Annotated in this window: 17 protein-coding genes; 2 read left to right on the plus strand and 15 right to left on the minus strand. The window is 70.3% G+C overall.

The genetic code is table 11. The features are described from left to right. Positions 1-89 precede the first annotated feature (89 nt). From iolD to WA670_RS31765, 10 genes are all read right to left on the minus strand, one after another. A complete protein-coding gene (iolD, locus tag WA670_RS31720; protein WP_336159775.1) occupies positions 90-2,009 on the minus strand; it encodes a 3D-(3,5/4)-trihydroxycyclohexane-1,2-dione acylhydrolase (decyclizing) in 1,920 nt (639 codons plus the stop codon). 77 nt (positions 2,010-2,086) lie between these two features. After that, a complete protein-coding gene (locus WA670_RS31725; protein ID WP_238606349.1) occupies positions 2,087-3,229 on the minus strand; it encodes a Gfo/Idh/MocA family protein in 1,143 nt (380 codons plus the stop codon). A 5-nt stretch (positions 3,230-3,234) separates the two neighbouring features. Beyond that, entirely contained in the window at positions 3,235-5,001 is a 1,767-nt protein-coding gene (locus WA670_RS31730; protein WP_037806075.1) for a hydantoinase B/oxoprolinase family protein, read from the minus strand. 1 nt (position 5,002) lies between these two features. Then, complete coding sequence (locus WA670_RS31735; RefSeq protein WP_336159778.1) at positions 5,003-7,099, minus strand: hydantoinase/oxoprolinase family protein; 2,097 nt, start codon at positions 7,097-7,099, stop codon at positions 5,003-5,005. 54 nt (positions 7,100-7,153) lie between these two features. After that, complete coding sequence (locus WA670_RS31740; protein WP_336159780.1) at positions 7,154-8,032, minus strand: fumarylacetoacetate hydrolase family protein; 879 nt, start codon at positions 8,030-8,032, stop codon at positions 7,154-7,156. A 13-nt stretch (positions 8,033-8,045) separates the two neighbouring features. Beyond that, positions 8,046-9,323, minus strand: a complete 1,278-nt coding sequence (locus WA670_RS31745; RefSeq protein ID WP_336159781.1) for an aspartate aminotransferase family protein — start codon at positions 9,321-9,323, stop codon at positions 8,046-8,048. Between the two features lie 18 nt (positions 9,324-9,341). Beyond that, on the minus strand, positions 9,342-10,289 hold the full coding sequence (locus tag WA670_RS31750) for a C-terminal binding protein (protein ID WP_238606345.1): 948 nt from the start codon (positions 10,287-10,289) through the stop codon (positions 9,342-9,344). A gap of 169 nt (positions 10,290-10,458) precedes the next feature. Further along, complete coding sequence (locus tag WA670_RS31755) at positions 10,459-12,237, minus strand: sigma-54-dependent Fis family transcriptional regulator (protein ID WP_336159783.1); 1,779 nt, start codon at positions 12,235-12,237, stop codon at positions 10,459-10,461. A 284-nt stretch (positions 12,238-12,521) separates the two neighbouring features. Next, positions 12,522-14,825 (minus strand): ATP-binding protein, encoded by a 2,304-nt coding sequence (locus WA670_RS31760; RefSeq protein WP_336159785.1) that lies wholly within the window; start codon positions 14,823-14,825, stop codon positions 12,522-12,524. Between the two features lie 216 nt (positions 14,826-15,041). Further along, positions 15,042-16,058 carry a helix-turn-helix domain-containing protein gene (locus WA670_RS31765; protein WP_336159787.1) on the minus strand — a complete coding sequence of 339 codons (1,017 nt, stop codon included), beginning with the start codon at positions 16,056-16,058 and terminating at the stop codon, positions 15,042-15,044. A gap of 151 nt (positions 16,059-16,209) precedes the next feature. Between WA670_RS31765 and WA670_RS31770 the strand changes: the two genes are divergently transcribed. Together WA670_RS31770 and WA670_RS31775 are read left to right on the plus strand one after the other, a co-directional pair. After that, positions 16,210-16,866 carry a cutinase family protein gene (locus WA670_RS31770; protein ID WP_336159789.1) on the plus strand — a complete coding sequence of 219 codons (657 nt, stop codon included), beginning with the start codon at positions 16,210-16,212 and terminating at the stop codon, positions 16,864-16,866. 29 nt (positions 16,867-16,895) lie between these two features. Beyond that, the gene (locus WA670_RS31775; protein ID WP_336159791.1) at positions 16,896-17,315 is read left to right on the plus strand and encodes a barstar family protein; all 420 of its coding nucleotides are present in this window, start codon (positions 16,896-16,898) and stop codon (positions 17,313-17,315) included. Between the two features lie 87 nt (positions 17,316-17,402). Here the strand turns inward: WA670_RS31775 and npdG are convergent, their stop codons facing one another. From npdG to WA670_RS31800, 5 genes are all read right to left on the minus strand, one after another. Beyond that, positions 17,403-18,119 carry an NADPH-dependent F420 reductase gene (npdG, locus tag WA670_RS31780; protein ID WP_336159792.1) on the minus strand — a complete coding sequence of 239 codons (717 nt, stop codon included), beginning with the start codon at positions 18,117-18,119 and terminating at the stop codon, positions 17,403-17,405. 29 nt (positions 18,120-18,148) lie between these two features. Further along, the gene (locus WA670_RS31785) at positions 18,149-19,558 is read right to left on the minus strand and encodes an NAD-dependent succinate-semialdehyde dehydrogenase (RefSeq protein ID WP_336159794.1); all 1,410 of its coding nucleotides are present in this window, start codon (positions 19,556-19,558) and stop codon (positions 18,149-18,151) included. Between the two features lie 88 nt (positions 19,559-19,646). Next, positions 19,647-20,378, minus strand: a complete 732-nt coding sequence (locus WA670_RS31790; protein WP_336159796.1) for a transglutaminase-like domain-containing protein — start codon at positions 20,376-20,378, stop codon at positions 19,647-19,649. 14 nt (positions 20,379-20,392) lie between these two features. After that, the gene (locus WA670_RS31795) at positions 20,393-21,454 is read right to left on the minus strand and encodes a TIGR03619 family F420-dependent LLM class oxidoreductase (protein ID WP_336159798.1); all 1,062 of its coding nucleotides are present in this window, start codon (positions 21,452-21,454) and stop codon (positions 20,393-20,395) included. Beyond that, on the minus strand, positions 21,451-22,281 hold the full coding sequence (locus WA670_RS31800; RefSeq protein WP_336159800.1) for a GntR family transcriptional regulator: 831 nt from the start codon (positions 22,279-22,281) through the stop codon (positions 21,451-21,453). Before WA670_RS31800 ends, WA670_RS31795 begins: the two co-directional genes overlap by 4 nt. Positions 22,282-22,436: the final 155 nt, after the last annotated feature.

The raw sequence follows: 22,436 nt of genomic DNA on the forward strand, positions 1-22,436 counted from the left end.
CTTCGTCTCGGGCTGTGTCGATGGTGCGCAGGAAGGAAACGGCTGCCCCGCAAAGGAGTTCGGCGAGGCAGCCGCAGCGGTCCGGGCGATCAGGCTTCGCTTCCGGGAGCGACCGTCGGCGCGTAATAGCGCTGGCGCTCCCGTCCTTCGCGGTGCTTTTCGCCGCCTTCGAGGGTTTCGGGCCGCTGCGAAGTCATCGCGGCGCCGACGTCCCAGAAGGTGCCGTTGCCCGTGAGGTAGCGCCACGGCTCCACGTGAGCCACGACGACAGCCGGGCGTCCCTCGACCGCGCGGGCCTCCTTGAGCGCCGAGGTGAACTCCTCGATCGTCGTGGCCGACCACGAGGCGGCGCCCATGCTGGCCGCGTTCGCGGCGATGTCGACGGGGACGACGGGGCCGTCCAAGCGCCCGGTCTTCGCGTTCCGCTCGCGCAGCTGGGTGCCGAACTCGTGGCCCGGACCGCCCTTCGCGACCTGCAGCGGCCAGATGCACTGGTGCCCGCTGTTGTCGATGACCACGACCACGATCTTCCGGTGCTCCTGGACCGCGGTGATGATCTCGGTCGGCTGCATGTAATACGTGCCGTCGCCGATCAGGACGAAAACCTCGCCCGGCGCGTCCGGGCGGGCGAGCCGGTAGCCGAGACCGGCGGGAAGCTCGTGGCCCATGCAGGAGTTCGCGTACTCGGACAGGACCGTGGCGCCGTTCGAGGTGTCCCAGGCTTTGTGGACGCCGCCGACCACACCGCCGGAACCGAGCACGAGGGTGTCGTCGGCTTCCGTGTGCTTGTTCAGCGCGTCGATCACCTGTGCCTGGCTCATGTTCTCGCCGGGGACTTCCCGCAGGTCGTTCTCGAGTGCGTCGGCGGTCTTCGTACGCGCGCCCGCGATCTCGTCCCGGTATCCCCCGGCGCTCTGGTACCCGGCCGCGGCCAGCCCCTCGTGCAGCGCGGCGAGCGAGAGCTTCGCGTCTCCGACGACGGGGTACGAGCCCATTTTGTGCGCGTCGAAGGAGCTGACGTTCAAGTGCACCAGCTTCACGTCGGGGTGCTCGAACAGCGAGTGCGACGCGGTGATGAAGTCCTGCAGCCGGGAGCCGACGCTGATCACGCAGTCCGCCCGCCGGGCAATCTCGGTCGCGCCGACGGTTCCGTCGACGCCAAGTCCACCGAGGTTCAGGTCCGAGATCGGCCCCGTCCCCTTGCCCGCATAGGTCTCCGCGACGGGAATGCCGAAGTCGGCGCTGAGCCGCGCGAGCTCCTCGGCCGCCTCCGAGTAGCGCACGCCGCCGCCGGCGATGAACATCGGCCGCTGCGCCCGGCGGACGATCTCGATCGCGTCGCGGATCTCCGCCTCCGCGGCCGGACGACGCCGGATGTGCCAGACGCGCGGGGCGAAGAACTCCTCGGGGAAGTCGTAGGCCTCGCCCTGGACGTCCTGCGGCAGGCAGACGACGACGGCGCCGGTCTCGACCGGATCGGTCAGCACCCGCATCGCCTCGGGCAGGGTGACCAGCAGCTGGGACGGGGCGGTGATCCGGTCGAAGTACCGGCTCACCGGGCGGAAGGCGTCGTTGGCAGACACGTCCCGCTCCACCGGGTGCTCGATCTGCTGCAGCACCGGGTCGCCCTTGCGGTTGTTGATGATGTCCGCGGGGAAAAGCAGGACCGGGAGCCGGTTCGTGGTCGCGGTGGCGGCACCGGTGACCATGTTGGTCGAGCCCGGGCCGGCCGAGGCGGTGCAAGCGAGGGTCGCGGCGCGATTGTTCGCCCGGGCGTACCCGATGGCCGCGTGCACCATCGACTGCTCGTTCTTGCCGGCGAAGTGCGGGAAGTCCGCCCCGTACTCGTCGATGCCCTGGGCCAGGCCGACCGAGTTGCCATGGCCGAAGATCCCGTACATCCCGGGGACCAGGCGGCGGCGCTCCCCGTCGAGTTCGCTGTACTGGACCTGCAGGTACTCGACGATCGCCTGCGCGACAGTGCGCCGGCGCACGTTCTTGGTGTTCATGCGTTCTCCTGGGTCGGTGGTTCGAAACGGTGCGGCGTCGCCGGAATCGGGCCGCGGCAACGGATCCGCGAACTCGGTCAGTCGAATCGGTACGGCTCGTGCGGTCCGGTCGACGGAAGCGGGCGAGGCCGTTCGCAGGTGCTCTCGATCTCGATGTGGCGGCCGAGCTCCGACGATTTCTCAAAGGCCACCAGCACTTCGAGCACGTGGTAGGAGAAGGCGGCGCCGGTCCGGGGCTCGAGTCCGTTCCGGATCGCGTGCCCGAACTCGGCCAGGCCGATCCCGCGGTAGGCGTCGTCGCGGTGCGTGATCGGGGTTTCGCGCCAATCCCCTCCGCCGGGCGGCGTCATGTCCAGGGCCAGGTCGCGGGGCTCGCCCCGGCGCAGAATCGGCGCTCCGGAGAAGTGATCCGGGTTCGGCGCGGCGACAGATCCGCTCGTGCCGTAGATCTCCAGGTGCGGAAGGTTGTGGTTCCACACGTCCCAGCTCACGATCAGGGTCGCGGTCGCGCCGGACTCGAAGTCGATCACGCCGGTGACGTGGGTCGGGGTCTTGATGTCGATGACCCCGTCGTAGCCGCCCTTGCCGTCGGGCCGGGGGCGGGTCTCGGAGGACTGCGGAGCGCTCGCGGACACTCGTTTCGCCGGGCCGAGGAAGTTCACCAGGTTCGTGACGAGGTACGGGCCGATGTCGAGCATCGGGCCGACGCCCGGGCGGTAGAAGGGATCGATGTTCGGATGCCAGTGCTCGTAGCCGCGGTTGGCGAACGAACCGAAGACGGCGACGGGCCTGCCGATCCATCCGTCGTCGATGAGCTTGCGGCTGGTCTGCATCCCCGACCCGAGAAAAGTCGTCGGCGCGGAACCGACGTGCACGCCCGCGGCCTTGGCGGCGTCCAGGATCTGCCGCGCCTCCTCCAGCGACATCGCGAACGGCTTCTCCGACAGCACGTGCTTTCCGGCGGCGATCGCGTTCAGCGTGACCGGCGCGTGCAGCTCGGGCGGAGTCAGGTTGAGCACCAGCTCCACGTCGGGATCGGCGAGCAGCTCGTCGGGTGCGAGGGCTTTCGGCACCGAGTACTCCGCCGCGCGCTTGCGGGCGGCTTCCGCGTTGACGTCGGCGAGCGCGACGATCTCGACGTCGGGGTGGACCCCGATCTTGTCGAGGTACTGGTTGAGCACGTTTCCGACGCCGATGACGCCGACTCGGATGGGATCCATCTGTCTCACTTCGCTTCCGGGTTGCGACGCTCGTTGCGAAGCTTCCGCGTCGCAGCGTCGTCGATGAGGCCGCCGGTGATCACGACGCCGTACACGGCGAGCGCCGCTTCCGGGGTGACGCGGCCTTCGCTGAGGTCGTCGAGCACGGCTGTCGATGCCCGGTCGAGCGGATCGCCGTAACCGCCGCCGCCCGGCGTGATCGACACGACCTTCTCGCCGCGCGCCATGTCGTAGCGGCCGACAACCGGGATCTCCTTGCGATTGCCGTCGAGGGCTTCGACCCAGGCCTTCGGAACGGCTCCGTCTGCCCCGCCGCGGACACCCTTGGGCGGGTTGAACTTGCTTTCGATCCCGTAGGTGAGGGTCACGTCGTCGTCGCGGGCCTCGATCGTGACGCGCGACGCGAGTCCCCCGCGCTGCCGGCCGGCGCCGCCTGAATCCGCGACGAGCACGCGTTCGTGCACCAGGATCGGGTAGCGCTGCTCGTCGACCTCGACGCTGTCGTGGTACAGCAGGGCGCCGCAAACGGGACGCTGGTAGGTCGGCCAGCCGTCGACATACGGGGTCGCCGGACCGCCGACGCCGCCGACCAGGATCTGGTTCACGTAGGCGTTTCCGGTCCGCTCGTCGATGCCCGAGATCACGGACTTCGCCGGCGCCTGGCCGGTCGCGCCCTCGGCGGTGCCGTACCCGTCCTCGATCTGCGAGAACGCCGACTGGACGATGTTGACGACCCGGTCCGCCAGGTTCGTCGTGCCCGACGAGCACGAGTAGGGGTGCTTCGCCACGCCGACCGCGCAGCCCTCGCGCAGGAGCACCTCGAAGCGCCGGAACGTGCCCGCGTTGCTGGGCAAGGACTCCGGGAGTCCAGAAAGGATCCCGGCCAGCGCTGCCCCGGTCGCCGTCGCCCGCGTCAGGTTGAGCCCGTTCGGCAGGTTGTCGGGGTTGTCGCGAAGGTCGATCGTGACGCGGCCTTCGGTGGGCTTGACCGAGATCGTGGCCTTGACGGGAACGCCGTCGGGGCCGGTGCCGGGGAAGGGATCGTGGGTTGTCGAGCCGGTGAGCACGCGCTCCGGCAGGGTCTCGACCGCACTCGTCGCGAGACGCTCCGAGTAGTCGAACCAGGCGTCGACGAACTCGACGAGCGTGTCCGCGCCGAACTTCGCCGCGAGTTCCTGGGTGCGCCGTTCCGCGATGCGCGACGCGCCGACGGACGCGAGGTAGTCGCCGTACCACTGGTCGGGCACGCGGATCCGGGAACGGCACATCCGGATGATGTCGTCGACGTCGGCATAGTCGCGCTGGATCCGCACGCAGGGGAAGATCAGCGCGCCTTCCTCGTAGACGTCGCGAGCGGTCGCGTAGAACGTCGTCGGAAGGGCGTTGCCGCAGTCGGCCTGGTGCGCCTTGGTGACCGCGGTGAACAAGTGCCGTCCCTCGACGAAAATCGGCACGAGAATGCAGTGGTCGGCCGCGTGCGAGTTGCCCAGATACGGGTCGTTGTGCAGGAACGCGTCGCCCTCGCGGATGTCGTCGTGCAGCGCGACCATGTCCTCGCCGAGCGGTCCGGCTCCGAACACGTGCACCGGCACGCCTTCGGCGGCGGCGAGCAGCTGGTTGTCCGCGGTCAGCACGGCGCAGGAGAAATCCCGTGCCGTGTTGATCACCGAGGACCGTGCGGACCGGAGCAGCCCGCTGGTCATCTCGCGGACGATGCCGTCGAAGGCGTTCGCCAGCACCGCGAGCTTCACTGGATCGAATTCGCGTGGCACGTCACGCCTCCTTGCGCGTCAGGTAGATGTTGGAGCGGTCGTCGAGGGTCGCGTCCCACTCCGGCGGCACGACGACGGTCGTCGTGGGCTGGTCGATCACCGCCGGACCGGCGATCTTGTCGCCGGGTCCGAGCGTCACGCCGCGGTAGCGGATCGTCTCGAACTTCGTGCCGCCGAAGGTGATCGGATCGACGCGATGCGACTCGGGCGATCCGGTCGCGGCGACGGTGTCTTTGAGCTGTTCCGGCCGCGGCACTTCGACGCGCACGCCCCAGGTGATGATCTCGACGCGGCTTTGTGCGTCGTGGGTGCCGTTGCGGCGGTCATGCTCGGTGTGGAAGGCGCGCTCGATGGTCTCGGCTGCCTCGCCTGCGGCTTCGGGCACTCCGTCGAGGTGCACGCGCAAATCCCACGCCTGCCCGGGATAGCGGGCGTCGACGAAGTAGGTGACCTCGGGCTCGCTGCCGACACGGTCGAAACGCGCTGCGAACTCGGCGGCTTTCGCGCTGATCTCCTTGATGGCCCGCGTCGCCGACTCCGAATCGAACGCGCGGGTGTCGTTGTGCAGCGGGGAGAGGAACTCGGTGGCGATCGGCGCGCGATGGGCGCCGTACGCCGCGAGCACCCCGGCGGTCGCCGGGATGAGGACCGTGTCGGCTTCCAGCAGCACTCCGATCGCCGCGGCGACCATCGCGCCGGCACCGCCTCCGGCGACGATGAGCGCGCCTCGCGGGTCGACGCCCTGTTCGAGGGAGGCCTGCCGGATCGCCGTCGCCATGTGGTTGGCCGAGACGTCGAGGATCGCTTGCGCCGCCTGCTGAACGGTCATGGCGAGCGGGCCGGCGATCCGCGACTCGATCGCGCTGACGGAGGCGTCCCGGTTGAGGGTGAATCCGCCCTCGAAGCCGCTGGCGTCGAGGTAGCCGAGGACGACGCACGCGTCGGTGACGGTCGGCTCCTTCCCGCCGCGTCCGTATGCCGCGGGTCCGGGATCGCTGCGCGCGCTTTGCGGGCCGACGCGCAGCAGGCCGCCGCCGTCGATCCAGGCGATGCTGCCGCCGCCTGCTCCGATGCTCGAAACCGCGACCGAGGACAGGCCGGTGAGGTGGCCGACGAAGGGCTCGCCGAGCCACGCTTCCCGGGTGTGGCGCACCACTCCCCGCTCGACGAGCGAGACGTCGAAGGTCGTGCCGCCCATGTCGCAGACGACGACGGTCTCTTGATCGGGCGCCGCCGCCGCGCCGACGAGCGGGGCCATCGACGGACCCGAGTTGAGCAGCAGCACGGGCCGGTCGAGCACGTCGGCGACGTCGAGCACGGCACCCTCGGAGGTGACGACCAGCAGGTCTCCCCCGAACCCGGATTCCACGAGATCGGCGCGCAGCTTGCCCAGATGATCAGCCATCAGGGGCTTGAGCGACGCGTCGATGGAGGCGGCGGACGACCGACGGTACTCGCGGATCGTCGGGTTGGCCCGGTGCGAAAGCGTGTAGGGAACGCCCGGAAGGATCTCTTCGATCAACTCGGCGAGCCGGGTCTCGTGCGCGTCGTTCACGATCGACCAGAGGAACGACACGGCGACCGCCTCGACGCCCTCGTCGGCCAGGGTCGCCAGAACGCTGCGTACCTGCTCCTCGTCAAGGGGCACCAGCACGTCGCCCTCGGCGGTGACCCGCTCCCGGATCTCATACGTCAGCCGACGAGGGATGTACGGGCCGGGGTAGGCGGCTTTCGAGTCGAAGGCGTCTCGGCGGCCGCCTTCGCGCAGCAGAAGGGTGTCGGCGAAACCGTCGGTGACGAGCAGCGCGGTCTTGGCGACTTTGCCGGTGAGCACGGCGTTGGTGGCATGCGTGGTGCCGTAGACGATCACGTCGGCGTCGCGCAGCACTTCGTCGCCGTCCCAGCCGACGGACCCGGCAGCACGGCGTACCGCGGCCTCGAAGCCGGTGAACACCCGGTCGTAGGTGGTGAGCGCCTTCCCGGCGGCCATTTCGCCGCGGTCGGAGCCGACGACCACGTCGGTGAACGTGCCGCCGGTGTCGACGGCGATGCGGTACCTCGTTCCGTGACCGCTGGAATGCTTCTGAGCGTCGGTCATCTTTCTTCCATGTCTGTCTGGGCTGCGGGTGGATGCGATGTAGCCGCGGCGGAGTCAGGCGACCTGGTTGCTGAGGACGCCGACGCGTTCCACGTCGATCTCGACTGTGTCGCCGGGCTTCAGCCAGATCGGCGGAGTGCGCTTCGCGCCGATTCCTTGCGGGGTGCCGGTCGCGATCACGTCACCCGGCTCGAGCGTGAGGAAACCGGACAGGTACGAGACGATCCGGGCGATCGGGAAGATCTGGTGCCGGGTGTTGGAGTGCTGCATCTCCACGCCGTTGACGCGGGTCACGAGTTCGAGTGCCTGCGGGTCGCCGATCTCGTCGAGGGTGACGAACGCCGGGCCCCACGGGGTGGAGCGGTCGACGGTCTTGCCCGCTGTCCACTGTGTACCGCGGTACTGCAGGTCGCGGGCCGAGATGTCGTTCAGCGGGGCGAGCCCGGCCACGTAGCCGAGTGCGTCTTCTTCCGGCACGTGCCGCGCCGCGCGGCCGATGACCGCGGCTACCTCGCCTTCGAAGTCCAGGTTCGCGCTGACGTCGGCGCCCTGGATCCCGTCCTCGGGTCCGACGAGAGTCGTCGCGAACTTCACGAACACGTCGGGGTATTCCGGCAGCGCGCGACCGGTCTCGGCGACGTGGTCCTGGTAGTTCAAGCCGACGCAGAGCACCTTCGCCGGGTCCGGCACAGGGGTGGTCAACCGCACCTCGGTGCGGGGGCCGACCCGAGTGCTCGGGTTCCGCTCGACCAAGCCCGCCACGCTGATCGAGAACGCCTCGATTTCGTTGCCGTGCAAGGACAAAAAATCCCGGACGGACGACACCGGCAGCGCACCGGCCGCCTTCAGCAAACCCTCCAGGTCGAACACCGCGTCGTCGAGGAGCACCCCGCCTCGCGTGTCGCTCCCGTCGCGATAGGACACCATTCGCATCGCTTCCGCCCTCTCAGTTCCGCCCGCCGGCAGCGACGGCGAGCACGGCGTCCGCGAGGCGGTCCGCGATCTCGTCGGCAACCGTCTTGTCCATCGGGGTCGACAGCGACAGCAGGTTCGCCGGCGAGCCCAGCAGCCCGCGGTCGTAGGACTCCCACCAGAGCCGGTGTTGCGTCTCCGCGTCGACCTTCTCGGTGCCCGCGGGAACGGCACGGAGCAGTGAGCCTTGGCCGCGCACCTCCCAGCCAACGTCCGCGACGCGGGCCTGGACCGATTCGCGCGCGGCGTCTCCGAGGCTGTTCAGCCGCTTCACTTCCGACTCGCTGTAGATGCGCAGCGCCGCGGCGCCGGCCGCCATGCTGACCGGGTTTCCGGAGAAAGTTCCTCCGTGCGGCAGGCTTCCCGGCCGCGTCGGGTCCACTTCGGACATCAGCTCGCCGAGACCGGCGACCGCGCCGACCGCGAATCCCCCGCCGATCGTCTTCCCGGTCGTCAGGAGATCGGGCGAAACGCCGTACTCGCCGCTCAGGCCGTGCGGGCCGAGCCGGAGGCTGATGACCTCGTCGATGATCAGGACGATCCCGTAGCGAGTCGCGAGCTCTCGCGCTGTGGTCACGAAATCTTCGGAGATGCGCAGCAACCCCGCGCGATTCGGCAACAGGTCGAGGATGATCGCCGCGTAGGCGTCCGGCGCCGATTCGATCGCCTGGCGGAGGAATTCGGTGTCGTTCAGCGGAACTCGCGTGACGTCGTCGGTGACCCCCCGGGGCACACCGCGGGTGTTGGCCGGGCCGCCGGCGGCGAGAGCGACCTCCGACGTGCCGTGATAGCCGCCCTTGGTCACGATCACGCGCTCGCGGCCGGTGCTGCCCCGCGCGATCCGGATGGCCGACATGACGGCCTCGGTGCCGGAGTTCGCGAACCGCACCTGGTCGAGGTCGGGCAGCCGGGACAGCAGCAGATCGGCCAGCTCCCACTCGTAGAGGTTCGGAATGCCCCAGCTCGCTCCCGACGACAGCGCTTTGGTCGCCGCTTCCGTGATCTCCGGGTGGGCGTTGCCGTGGATGAGCGAGGTGAAGTTGTTGTTCGCGTCGATCAGCTCGCGGCCGCGGTCGTCCCACACCCGGCAGCCCTGGCCGCGAACGGCGTACGGGCTCGGAGCGCCGGTGTAGTACGTGGATCGGCCGTAGCCTCCCGGCAGGAGCGGAAAGCCGCGCGGGCCCCGGCGCAGGTGCGGATCCACCATCGGAGCGCTGCCGGTGACCCGACTGGTCTGAGTGTTCGTCGACACGTCAGTCTTACCCCTTCTTCAGTTCACGAGGTCGATGAGAGGGCGCCCGGTGAGCGCGAACCGCGCTCGTTCGACCGCGCCGTCCTGCAGCGCCCCGGTCGAACGGTTGGAACGCCAGGCGATGTGCGGCGTGAGAATCGCGTTGGGCGCGGACCGCAGAGGATTGTCGGCAGCGACCGGCTCCTGCGAAAAGGTGTCGATGCCGGCGCCGGCGAGGTGGCCCGACTCCAGTGCCGCAGCGAGCGCTGCCTCGTCGATCAGCCCGCCACGCGAGACGTTCACGACCACGGCGCCCTTGCGCATCCGCGCGAGCACGTCCGCGGACACCAAGTTCCGCGTGTCGTCGTTCAGCGGGAGATGCAACGAGACGACGTCGGAGTTCTCGAGCAGGTGCTTCAGGTCGCTGAGTTCGACCGGACCGTCGGTGATGAACGGGTCGTAGCCGCGTACGCGCGCGCCGACCGCGGAGTACATCCGCGCCACGTGCTGACCGATCCGGCCGAGGCCCACGACTCCGACGTCGAGCTGCGAGAGCACCGGGGTGTCGTAACCGATGACCCCGGCCCAGCCGGAATCACGGATAGCGGCGTCTCCCGCGGGAAGCCGGCGCGCGAGCGCCAAGCCCATCGCGAAGGCATGCGACGCGACCTCTTCCGACGCCGTGCCCGGGACGATCGAAACCGGGATGCCCGCCGCCGCGGCGGCTTGCACGTCGATGTTGTCGTAGCCCATGCCGTAGCGGATCACCGCGCGGCACTTCTTCATGACCGGGAATTCCTCGGCGGTGAGCCGTGCGTAGGGCGTGACCATGACGACCTCGGCGTCGGGCAGCCCCGCGCGGAACGCGTCTCCGTCAGCCGCCGCCACGAGTTCGTAGCCGAGTTCGCCGGCGAGCGCGTGCTCGCGATCCAGATCCGGGAAATGGTGCGGGGCCACCAGAATGGTTCCCGGCTCGTCGCTGTTCATGTCGTGCCGTCCTGTTCGCTTCGGGACCTCGTCGTCACCCGATTAAAGTCCGGCGCGAGCGCGCTTTTCCGTCCCAGATCGACACACTTCGCCAGGTCGTGTCCGGGCACGGCGAAACGGCCCGGATCCCCGTGGGGCCAGGCCGTTTCGCCGTCCGGTCAGAGTCCGGTCAGAGGTCGAAACCCCGATTCCGGAAATAGTCCATGCGGCGGTAGAAAGTGGAACGCCCGATTTCGAGGATCTCGGCGGCAAGCCGCCGGTTGCCTTTCGCCTCGCGCAGCGCACTGCGGATCTCGACCAGTTCCGCGTCCTCCAAGCGCGACAACCGCCCCTTGGTCAGCAGGCGGTGGAAGTCCTCGGGCAGATCGTTCTCGCCGACCTCGATCCCCCGGGATCGCCTGATCGCGTCCGAGACCACTTGGCGCAACTGGGCGGTGTTGCCCGGCCAATCGGAGTTGGTGAGGGTCGCGACCAGCTTCCGCGAAAGCCGGCGATCGCCGTTCTCCCTCGCGATCGCCCGGGCCAGCAAGGGAATGTCTTCCCGACGCCTCCGCAGCGGAGCGAGCACGACCTCGAGCGCCCCGCCGGCGTCGGCGATCGCGCGAACAGCGTCCGTGCCGTTCGCGGCAGTGATGATCGCGGTGTCGCGCGCACTGCCTCGCAGCCGCGCGGCGACGTCGCGTGCGTCGGAGAGTTTGAGTTCGTCAGCGTGCGCGATGCAGAAGACAGAGCCGGGCCCGGCGATCGCCTCCCTGATCCGGGCGCTGGCGTTCGCGTCCCGTGCGTCGATGCGGATGATCACGCCGTCGAGAGCCCCGGCGATCGCCTCGACCAACCGCGCTTTGCCGCTGCCCGGTTCTCCGAGAACAGCCACGGACCGGCGCTGCTCGACCGCGGTCCGCGCCGAGCTGACCGTCCGCCGCAACGACATGCTCTGTCCGTCGATGCCCTGCGGAAACTGGTCAGCGGACGAGGAAATCTCCGGTGCCGAAACCACCGGATCCCCGTGCATCCGTGCCCGGCGCACGAGTTGGGGACGCACGACCGCGACAGCGCCAAAACCCGCGCCGGGCAGCTCCACTGGCGAAACCTCGATGCTCGCCGGTCCGAAACCGGTCAGCATCACCTCCACGTTCGAACCCTGTCCCGACGACATCACGCCCGTGGCATAGCCGGTGAGGACGGAAAGATCAGCACCGTCCAAGGACGACGTCGCCGCGGCGTTCATGAACGAATGCTTGCCGTCGGTCACGAAGACAGCAGCTTTCCCCCGGCGACGCGACACGGTGAGATACTCGCGAAGGAGCGTGCGCTCGCGCGACGACATCCGTGTCTCGAGATCGCGCTCGATCCGCGACGCGATCCCTTCCAGCGTCAGCAACGTCGACGACGGCTCGAGACCCTGCACTTTGGCGGCGGGCAAGGTCAGCCCGACCACCGCGCGGACCCGGTTGTGAAACGGATCCCGCACAAGCGAGGCGAAGCACCAGTTGCCGCGCATGTCCTCGCGGAAGTGCTCCTCGGGCGCGAGCCAGACCCCGCGCCCCTCTTCCAGCGCGACCCCTTCGCCGTTGCTTCCGCAGCTCGCTTCCAGCAGCGAGTAACCGGGCGGGAAATCCGCGTCGCCCCGCAGGAAACCGGGATTGACCAGCACGCCGTTCGGCGAACTCAGGCTCACGTGCCCGCCGATGTCCGCCGCGACGTCGTCAAGCTTCCGCAAGTGCGGCTCGGCAGCGAGGATGGTGCGCTCGTCGACCCGCCCTTCGTCGTGGTAACCGCGGTCGACCTGCGCGTCGACCCCCGCGGCACGGCTGCGCTGCCATGAACGGGCGACCACCGGACGGAGCCGCGAGAGATCATCGGTGGCGTGGCTCAGGAACAACTCGCGAATCTCGGTCACGCGATGCGGTGCCGACGAAACGCTGTGCGTGCGCGAGGTGACTGGCACGGTGCTGACTTCCTTGTCGACGATGCGTCCAGGGCCTGATCCTAACACCCGTTAGGTACAGACTGTCCATACTCGTTTGACCAGCAGTTCAGGCAGCGTTCGCGACCGATCGACTCGACGGTGTCGAGATCTCGATGCTTGAGGGCAAGGTTCGGAGGCCCCGGAGTCTTCGACCGCTCGCCGGACCGGGCCCTGGGGGCGGAAGGCCGAAAGCAGGGCCTCGGAAATCACGGACCGCGCGGGGACCACGTGCGCGGTCTCGGAACCCAGCCGGTCATCCGCGATCAGGACCGCTTCGCGTTCACCCAGATCGCGACTTGGGTCCGATTGCCGAGATCGAGCTTGTTCATGATGTGCTGGAGATGAGTCTCGGCAGTGCGCTGCGCGATGACCAGCCGCGCGGCGATCTCGCGGTTGCTCAGCCCTGCCGCGACCAGCCGGGCGATCTCCGATTCGCGCCGGGTCAAGGGTGCGAGCGCCGGAGGGCGGCCGGATGACGCCGGGCCGGGTTCAGGGCGCGTCGGGTCGGCAGCAGCCAGGATGTGCCGCGGGTTCCGCTGTTTCCCGGCGGCGAACGCGGTGTCGAAGTCGGCGTCGCTGAGCGCGTCGCGGGTTGCTTTGACCATTTCCCGGTGCGGCATGGCCACCGCGACGTCCGGTTCGCTGCCGCATCGCTCCCACAGCGCGGCGGCGGTGCCGAACAAGCCCGCGGCCCGCAGCGCGTCCCCTCGTTTCGCCGCGACCCAGGCGAGTCCGTCGACCCGGTAGGCGGCCGACAGCACATCGGGGCCTTGCAGATCGATGTGCAGCGCCTCCCGCAGCGCGCGCTCTCCGGCGTCGAGGTCCCCGCCCAGCCAGACCTCGACGACGCCCAACCCGAACAACGCCATCGAGCGATACCGCTTGTCTCCCGCCTCCGTGCACATCCCCCGCATCCGCCCCAGCAGGTCCCTGGCCCCGGCGAGATCGCCCCGGTACGCCATGGCGATTCCCTGGAGGAACATCGGATGCATCTGCCGGCGCGGGTCGCCTCGTTCGCCGAACATCCGCACCGCCTCGGCGGCGTGTTCCAGGACGCCCGGTTCGACCACGAGCATCGCCACGAAGGCTTCGGCGTGGGCGACGAAAGGCGCCGCGTCGTCGTCCTCGGCGGCCGCCGCCAAATCGAGCCGCTGACGCGCCCGCGGCACGTCCGCGTGCAGCGCCGCGCACAAGGCCGCGATGGCCTGCCCCCGCGCCCGGCCCGGCGCGTCGGGCGCGACCGCCGACAGCGAGCGGTCGATCCACTCCCGCAGTTCCCGGGCGGCGCCGCGTGCCGCCCAGTATTCGACCAGGCAGGTCGACATCCGCAACGCGACCAGTGCGTCCTCGGATGTTCGCAGGGACCACGACAGGGCGGCGCGGATGTCGGCGTGCGACTCCGACAGCCGGGCGAGCCAGTCGTCCTGCCCCGGCCCGAACCACTCCTCGCCGGCCTGCTCGAGCAACCGGTCGTGATGGTCGCGGTGCCGGCGCGCGAACAACTCGGACGTTCCGGAAGCGGCCAGCCGCTCCTGCCCGAACTCGCGCAGTACGTGCAGCATCCGGTAGCGCATCCGGGTCTCGCCGTCGACGCGCATCAGGACCGACTTGCCGACGAGGCCGTCGACGGCGTCCAGCACCGCCGCCCGGTCCAGCGCGGGACCATCGTCGGCACCGCGGGTCTCGGCGAGTTCCTCGGCAGCGGACAAGTCGAACGGGCCCGCGAACACCGAACAGCGCTCCCACACCGCACGTTCGGCGCCGTCGCACAAGGAATAGCTCCACTCGACGGCGGCGCGCAGAGTGCGATGCCGGTCAGGAAGCGTCCGGGCGCCGCCGGTCAGCAGCGTCAGGCTCTCCCCGAGCCGCTCCGCGATCTGCCGCGGCGACAACGTGCGCAGGCGGGCCGCGGCGAGTTCGATGGCCAGGGGAAGGCCGTCCAGCTGCCGGCACACGCTCGCCACGTCCCGGGTGTTGCTCTCGGTGAGCCGGAAGGACGGCACCACCGCCGAGGCCCGGTCCGCGAACAACCGGACGGCGTCGGAGGCCAGCGCCTCGTCCGGGCCCGCGACATCATCGCCGGGAACGGCCAGCGGGGCGATCGGCAGCACGCACTCCCCCGCGATGTCGAGCGAACACCGGCTGGTCGCCAGGATCACCAGATTCGAACAGCGGCGCAGAAGCATGGCGGCGAACGCGGCGCACCCGTCGACGAGGTGTTCGCAGTTGTCCAGCAAGAGGAGGAGCTGCCGCTCGCGCAAGTAGGCCAGCACCGCGTCCTGTGCGCTGCGGTCGGCCGTGTCGTGCAAGCCGAGGCCGTCGGCGACGGCCTGCGCGAGCAGGCTCGCGTCCTGCAACTCGCCGAGCGGAACGATCGCGACGCCGTCCGGGAACGCCCGGGTGAACGCACTGGCAGCTCTCCCGGCCAGCCGGGTCTTCCCCACGCCGCCCGGCCCGGTCAGGGTGACCAGCCGGTACTCGCCGAGCAGCCGCCGCACCTCCTCGCCGGCGTCGGCGCGCCCGACGTAACTCGTCAGCTCCGCCGTCCCGGCCGCGCTGTCCGCCATCGCTCCCACTCCCGCAGCTGTCCAGGTCCCGCCCATTTGATCGAAACCCGCGGCCGTTGTCCACGCGGGAGGACCGGGTCCGGCAGCCCATTCGCCCGGGGTGCGATTAGCACGTCAGCTGTGGTCGCACCGCCGCGGACCTTCGGATGTGCACTGATTCGGCGACGGAGCGGCGCCCGCGGTCTCCCGGGCCTGGTCTTCTTTCCGCGCGGCTGGTCACCCGGCCGGCCGGAGCTTGCGCGCCCGCAGCGAAATCTCGAGGCCGAACCGCTCCTCCGGATCGTGGAGCCGGTCGCCGAAGAGCGTGGTCAGGGTCCGCAGGCGGTTCCTGACCGTCTGCGGGTGCACGCCCAGGATCCCGGCGATCTCCGGGGCGCTGCCGCTCGTGGTGAGAAAGGCGAGCAAGGTCTCCGCCGCCCGCTCCCGTGCCGTGCGCGTGAGGACTTCGAGCGGCGCGAGGCTGCTCGTTTCCAGCGCGGAGCGCAGGACATCGTCGGCGAGCAACCAGTGCGTGGTGAGGTGGTCGTCCCAGCGCACGGCGCGCGTGTCCGGGAGCACGCCGCGGCGAAGCAGGCTCAGGGTGCGGCGAGCCCAGCGCAACGACCTCGCGGTGTCCTCCGGGGCGACCTCGGGTCCGATCGCGGCGCGGACCCCGAAGTCCGGCACCGGAACCGCGGCGGGCAGGACCGCCCACGGTTCCGGCCCGCGCGATTCGCACAGCACGCCGTCCACGGTTCGCAGCTCGCCGACGTCGAGGGCCACCGCGACGACGGTGTCCGGGAGCCGCCAGCCCGCCTGCCGGGCAAGCTCGTCGAGCGCCGCCGGCCGAGCTTTGCCGAGTTCGGCGAGCAGCCGGGCCCGGGCACGCCCGCGATCGCCCGCGGCGGCGGCACGCGCGCCTTCGGAGGCCAGCCGCGCGAGGGCGTCGACCCCGGCCAGCAAGCGTTCGACGGCTCCGGCGAAGTCGGCCGAACGGACAAGCACCGGCAGCGCTCGGCGGGCGCCCGCGGTGAGCGCGCGATGCAGCCGGTCGAGATCGCCCGTTGCCCGCATCTCCGCAGCGCCGAGCGCACGGAATGCCCCGGCGCCCAACGGGGCAACGCCGGTCGGCGTGCAGCCCAGGACGAACGCGAGGAACCGCGTCGCACCGCGGTCGAGCAGCCGCGCGGACCCCGGCAGCCGCCAGCGGACCTCGTCCAGCACTGCCTGCGCGGCCGGCTCCTCGGTGAGCATGTCCGGATCGTCGCCGCCGGCATCGTCCGGGTGCGTCGTCGAAACTACGTATTTTTGCGCGCCTGCGCAGAATCGCCGATGCGGGCCGGGCGGCGGCGCCGCCAGACTCCGTGCGTTCGCACCGTCGCGATCTTGAGAAAAGGTGATCCGGATGCGCTTTGCCCGTCCCGCCGGCCTGTTCGCAGCCCTCCTCGCGAGCACCGGCATCCCGCTCCTCGCCAGTCCCCCGGCCGGAGCCGCCGCCTGCACCGACGTAGACGTCGTCGTCGCGCGGGGCACCGGCGAACCCGGCACTCTCGGGGTGATCGTCGGCGGCCCGGTCTTCGCCGCCTTGCGAGCCAGCCTTCCCGGGAAGTCCGTGAGCTCCTACGCCGTCGCGTATCCGGCCAGTCTGCAGCCCGATTCCGCTTCGCGGGGAAACCAGGACCTCGTCGACCACGTCACCAGCCAGGCCGCCGCGTGCGGGAACCAGCGGTTCGTGCTCGTCGGATATTCGCAGGGCGCGAACGTCGTGGCGAACTCCGTGGGCATCAGCAGCGACGGGGCCCTCGTCGGCGGCCCCATCGTCGCGACCCTCCCGCCGGAGGTCGCCCCCCGGGTGGCCGCGCTGCTGACCTTCGGACCACCGATCGCCAAGCTCGGCAAGCACATCACCGGCGAATACCAGGACCGGACCAAGGAATTCTGCGCGGCCGGGGACCCGATCTGCCGCCCGGACGGGACGAACATCCTCGCCCACCTCAGCTACTCCCTCAAGGCGGGCGAGGCTGCGGCGTTCGCCGCCGCCAGGATCAACGGCGGCCAGTAAGTCCGGTCGGATCGTGACATGCTGGCACCATGACCAGCCGTGGCGACGACCTTCCCGTGCTAGTCATCGACGGAGCCAACTTCTCCGACTTCGCCGGATTCACCCGCGAGTTCTCTCGCCTCCTCGACAACTACACCTGGCACGGGAATCTCGACGCCTTCAACGACGTACTCCGAGGCGGCTTCGGCACGCCCGAGGGCGGCTGGATCCTGCGATGGCTCAACTCGAATGCGTCTCGTGTCGCACTCGGTTACGACGCGGCGATCGAGCGGCTGAACCAGCTTCTCCTCACCTGCCATCCATCGAACCGCTCGACCATCGCGGCCCGGATCGCCGCGGCAGAGCGTCGCGATGGCCCGACACTGTTCGACGAGATCGTCGGGATCATCCGCGCGCATGGCCCCGGTGGCGACGAATCCGAGGACGGCATCTTCCTGGAACTGGCCTGACAATCAGCCGGATCGCGCCGTGGTCAATTCTGGCCGCAATTTCTGTCCAACGTCGTGCGGATCGTCGGCAAAGCGCACCGGCAGGGATCACGCGGGGCGACCGAGACTCGCGTCCGCCGATGTGACGGGCAGTCCGGTGAGCCGGATTCCGGCGTGCGTCTTGTAGCGCCGGTTGACGCCGACCAGCAACGCGGTGATCCGTTCGCAGACACCGCTCAGGTCCAAGGGACCGCAGTCGACCGCGCGCAATCCGCGGATGCTTTCGATGAGGCTGGCGGCGACCGCCTTGTCGGCGCTCTGGTCGCCGCAGATCAAGACGTCCTCGTCGAGGCGCTGTCGGAGATCCTGCAGGGCAGCGGCGCTGACCGTCTGCATCGCGGAGACAACCGAAACGCCGGTTGGGAGCAGGTCTTGGGCCTGTTCGGCAGCTGAGCCCGCCCACGGCGTGATGGGCCGCAGGCCCCTGCGCCCTGCCACCATCGGCGCGGTCGTGTCGATCAGCAGCTGCCCCGGTTGGATGACCTTGGCCAGGGACCGCAGTGTCTCGACGTGGGCGCTGAACGGGACCGCGATGACGACGACCGGCGCTCCGTCGATCATCACGGCGTTCTCGCCGCCGGATGCTCTTGGCAGCTGCGCGGCAACGGCTTGCGCGGCGTCCGCGCGGCGGGAACCGATGCGGACCTCGACACCGGCGTGCGCCCACCGCGTCGCGAGTCCGAGCCCGAGCGCCCCGGTGCCGCCGACGATGGCGACGCGCTGGGGCGGCCCGTCGAGCCGTGACGCGACCTGAGGGGATGTCATGGGAGCTCCTTCGATCTCGGACTGGTGGTTCATTCGCTGAGCGGGTGGTCCTGGCCGTTCCGCGCGGGTCCGACCCAGACGCTCTTGACGTTGGTGAACTGCCGGATCCCGAAGACACCCAGTTCACGGCCGTAGCCGCTGCGCTTGATGCCGCCGAAGGGCAGGCGCGGGTCGGACGCGACGATGCCGTTGACAAACACCGCGCCTGCGTCGATTCGGGGCACGAGGAGGTCCGCGCGGTCGAGGTCGGACGTCCACAGGGCCGCACCGAGACCGAACTCGGTGGCGTTGGCGACGGCGACGGCGTCGGACGCGTCCTTCGCCCGGACGACCGCGGCGACCGGTCCGAAGGTCTCCTCGGCCGCCACGGCCATCTCGGAGGTGACGTTGTCGAGGACGGCGGGCCGGAAATAGAAGCCCCGTCCCTCCGGCGCGGTGCCGCCGGTGACGAGCCTGGCACCCGCCGAGACGCTGCGGCGCACCTGGTCGAGCAGGTCCGCGCGGATGCTCTCCCTGGCCAGCGGGCCGACCCGCACGTCGCGGTCGAAGGGGTCGCCGACGGTCAGCGCGGCGACGCCCGCGGCGAACGCCTCGGTGAACTCCTCGGCGACGGCGTCCTCGACGATGAAGCGCTTGCCCGAGATGCAGCTCTGTCCGGAGTTGAGCGTCCGCGCCGTGACGGCGGCGGCCGCGGCGGCGGGGATGTCGGCGTCCGCCAGGACGATGAACGGGTCGGAGCCGCCGAGTTCGAGCACCTGCGGTTTGAGGTGCGCGGCGGCCATCGCCGCGACCTGCGCGCCGACTTCGGTCGAGCCGGTGAGGGTCAGGGCGTGGACGCGGTCGTCTGCGACCAGGCCCGGCACGGCGTCCGGACCGGCCAGCAGCGTGGTGAAGAGCCCGGCCGGGCAACCGGCTCGCTCCCAGATCTCGGCGATCGCGAGAGCGCAGCGCGGGACGTTCGACGCGTGCTTCAGCACCGCGCCGTTGCCCGCCAGCAGTGCGGGCGGCGCGAACCGGAACACCTGCCACAGCGGGAAGTTCCACGGCATCACCGCGAGCACCAGGCCCAGCGGCTCGTAGGCGATGTGGCTGCGCGCGGCGGCGGTCTCGACCGGCTCGCGGGCGAGCATCGCCGGGCCGTGCTCAGCGTAGTACTCGCAGCACCAAGCGGACTTCTCCACCTCGGCTTCCGCCTCGGCGATGGGCTTGCCCATTTCCTCGGTGATCAGCGTGGCGAGCCGGTCCCGGTCGGCGCGCAGGACGGCCGCGGCTCGGCGCAGGTGCTCGGCGCGGACCTCGATCGGAGCGGACCGCCACCGGGCAGCCGCGCCGGTTGCCCGGGCGAGGGCCGCCTCGATCTGGTCCGGGGTGTGCGGGTCGAAGCGACCCAGGACCTCTTCGGTCGCGGGGTTGACGGAGGTGATCTGGCGAACGGACATCGCGGGTGTCCTTCTCGATTCGGCGCGCGAGCGCGGCGGGATCGGGGCGGCACGGCCTGGACGCCGCGCCACCCCGGGAGGGGGAAGGTCAGGCGACGGCCTGACGGCTGACGAGTTCGGGATCCGGCCCGCTCCACAGCACGTCGTCGGCGGCGACGCGCTCGTGCGCGGCGGTCGACTCGAGCGCGTCGAGCACCTCGCGGGCCACGCGCAGGTACCAGTCCGCGACCTCGGCGGGGTAGTCGGCGTAGCTGCCGTTCTCCCGCAGGACCGGGCCCTCGACAGTGGGGATGTCGGTACGGCCGTCGTAGTCGACCGCGTACGGCTTGCCGAGTTTGGCCGCGGTGGGCGCATCGATCGTGGCGTCGAGCTTGACCCACCGCCCGTTGACGAACGCCTCGCCGAGCGAGTGCCACGGCAGCGGACGTCCGACCGGCCCGCCCCACAGCACGCGGACCTCGGGCGAGAGGAACTCCATCTCGGGGGCGTCCAGTGCCTGGAAGGCGACGCGCGCCGGGATGCCGGCGGCGCGGGCCAGCGCGACGAACGAGCTGGCCTTGCCCATGCAGAACGCGACGCCGTTCTCGAGGACGTCACTTGCTGCCGTCTGCCCCTTCGCGAGGTACCGGAACGAGGCGAGGATGTCGTAGGGCAAGTCGCGGACATGGTGGTAGATGCGGCCGAGACGCTCGACGTCGGTCGTGGCGCCTTCGGTGATCCGGCGCGCGGTCTCGACGACGGTCGGGTGGTCGGAGTCGATGTACTCGGTCGGTCGCAGGTACTCGGTCCCGGTCGTCCGGGCGGTCACGTCGGAGGTCATCGTGCGGCTCGCTTTCAGCGGGTGTGCGCGGAGGTCTGGGCGGTGCCGAGGTGCGGAAGGATCTGCTCGCCCACTACGTCGAGATAGTCGGAGCCGGCCACGTCCGGGACGGTGAACAGGAAGTGGCCGATCCCCGCGGCCTGGTAGTCGCGGATCTGCTCGACGCAGGACTCGGCGGAGCCGGTGATGAGGCCGCTCTCCGGGATCGACTTGAACCGCGCGCGCAGCTGCTGCTGGACCGCGGGCGACTCGGTGGGGGCGAGCAGCGTCGTCACCGACAGCTCGAGGGTCGAGGGATCGCGATCGATCGCCTCGCACTCCCGGTCGAGCAATTCCCGGCGCTCAGCGCATTTTTCGGCGGGCCACCACCGGACGTTGACGCCGTTCGCGTGCCGGACGGCGATGCGGCTGACCCGCAGTCCCTCGCCGCCGATCCACAGCGGCGGATGCGGCTTCTGGACGGGCGGCGGGTCGCAGATCGCACCGTCGATCGTGTAGAAGCCGCCGCTGAACCGGGGGTTGGCCTCGGTCCAGACGCTGCGCATCACCTGCAGCGACTCGGCGAGCGCCGAGACGCGGTCACCGGTCGGCGGGAACGGGATCCCGTACGCCTCGAACTCCTGCTGGAACCAGCCCGCTCCCAGCCCCAGGTCCACGCGCCCGCCCGAGATCACGTCGAGGGTCGCGGCCATCTTGGCGAGGACGGCGGGATGGCGGTACGAGTTGCACAGCACGCTGGTGCCCAGGCGCAGCGAAGTCGTGTCGCGCGACAACGCCGACAGCGCCGTCCAGCACTCCAGGAGCGGGATCGACGACGGACCCTGCGCCGCGGGCGCGGCACCGCTGACGTCGTCGGCGATCCCGGCGTCGCGGACGTAGTCGTCGGGGCTGAGAGTCAGGAAGTGGTCGCAGAGCCACACAGAGTCGAAGCCGTGGGACTCCGCTGCCTGCGCTACGCGGGTCATGTCCGGGTAGTTGCCCACGGACAGGCCGCGGATGGTGAGGGCGAGGATCAGCCCGACGTGCGGGCCGTCCCCGCCGGCGCGCCCCGGCGTGCCGGGATCGGCTTTCGTCATGGATCCAACCTTTCTGTTCTCTCGGTCATGCCGACCGTCCCGTTCGCGACGACGCGGGGAAGCGTCACCGCGAAGCCGTAGCGGTCCGGCCGGTAGTGGAAGACCACGACCTCCAGCGGGCGGTTGTCGTGGTCGAAGCTGACGCGGTCGAGGACGAGGACCGGTGCGCCCTCGTCGACGCCCAGCGCCGCCGCGACGTCCGCGGACGCGCCCGCGGCGTGGATCTCGTGCCGGGCCTCCGCGATGCGCGTGCCCAGCCGCTGCTCCCACATCGTGTAGGTGGTCTCGGTGGCCGGTTCGGCCGAACGCAACGGCTCGGCGGCGTCGAGCACCCGGGTCGGGAGGTGGATCGTCACCAACGCCACGGGTTGCTCGCCGTCGCCGTAGCGGCGGCGGACAGTGAGCACCTCGCGCTCCCCCAGCGTCCGCGCGACATACGGCGACGCGGGCTCGACTCCGAAGCTCAGCACCTCGATCTGCGGGGTGACGCCGCGGTCGAGCAGGACCTCCGTGATCGTGCGGACCCCGGACGACAGCTCCTGGTCCAGCGGTTCGGACACGAACGTGCCCAGCCCTTGCCTGCGCACGACCCAGCCCTCCCGCTCGAGGGCGCCCACCGCGGCGCGGACGGTGATCCGGCTCAGACCGGACTCCGCGATCAGCTCCTTCTCGGTGGGCAGTCGCGCGCCCGGGGGCAATTGCTGCTTGACGATCGACGCCTTGATCTGTTCGGCCAGCTGTGCCGTGGCCGAGGTGCGACCGCGCTGGATCCGCAGGTCGGCTTCCGTCAGGTCGAGGCGCGGTTCGGAGTTTTCGGAGGATGTCATAAGTCGTATTGAACCCGGCAGCGGCCACTCTCCGCGCCGCGACCTGCCGCCGGGACCAGGCGCCGGGCAGGCGACCCGCGTCTCAGCCTTGACTCCTTGCATAAGACGTTTTATAACGTATTACCCATAGGGACGCAAGAGGCGCCCCGACCGAC

This window comes from Amycolatopsis sp. VC5-11 (assembly GCF_037034185.1).
Classification (GTDB): Bacteria; Actinomycetota; Actinomycetes; order Mycobacteriales; family Pseudonocardiaceae; genus Amycolatopsis; species Amycolatopsis nivea.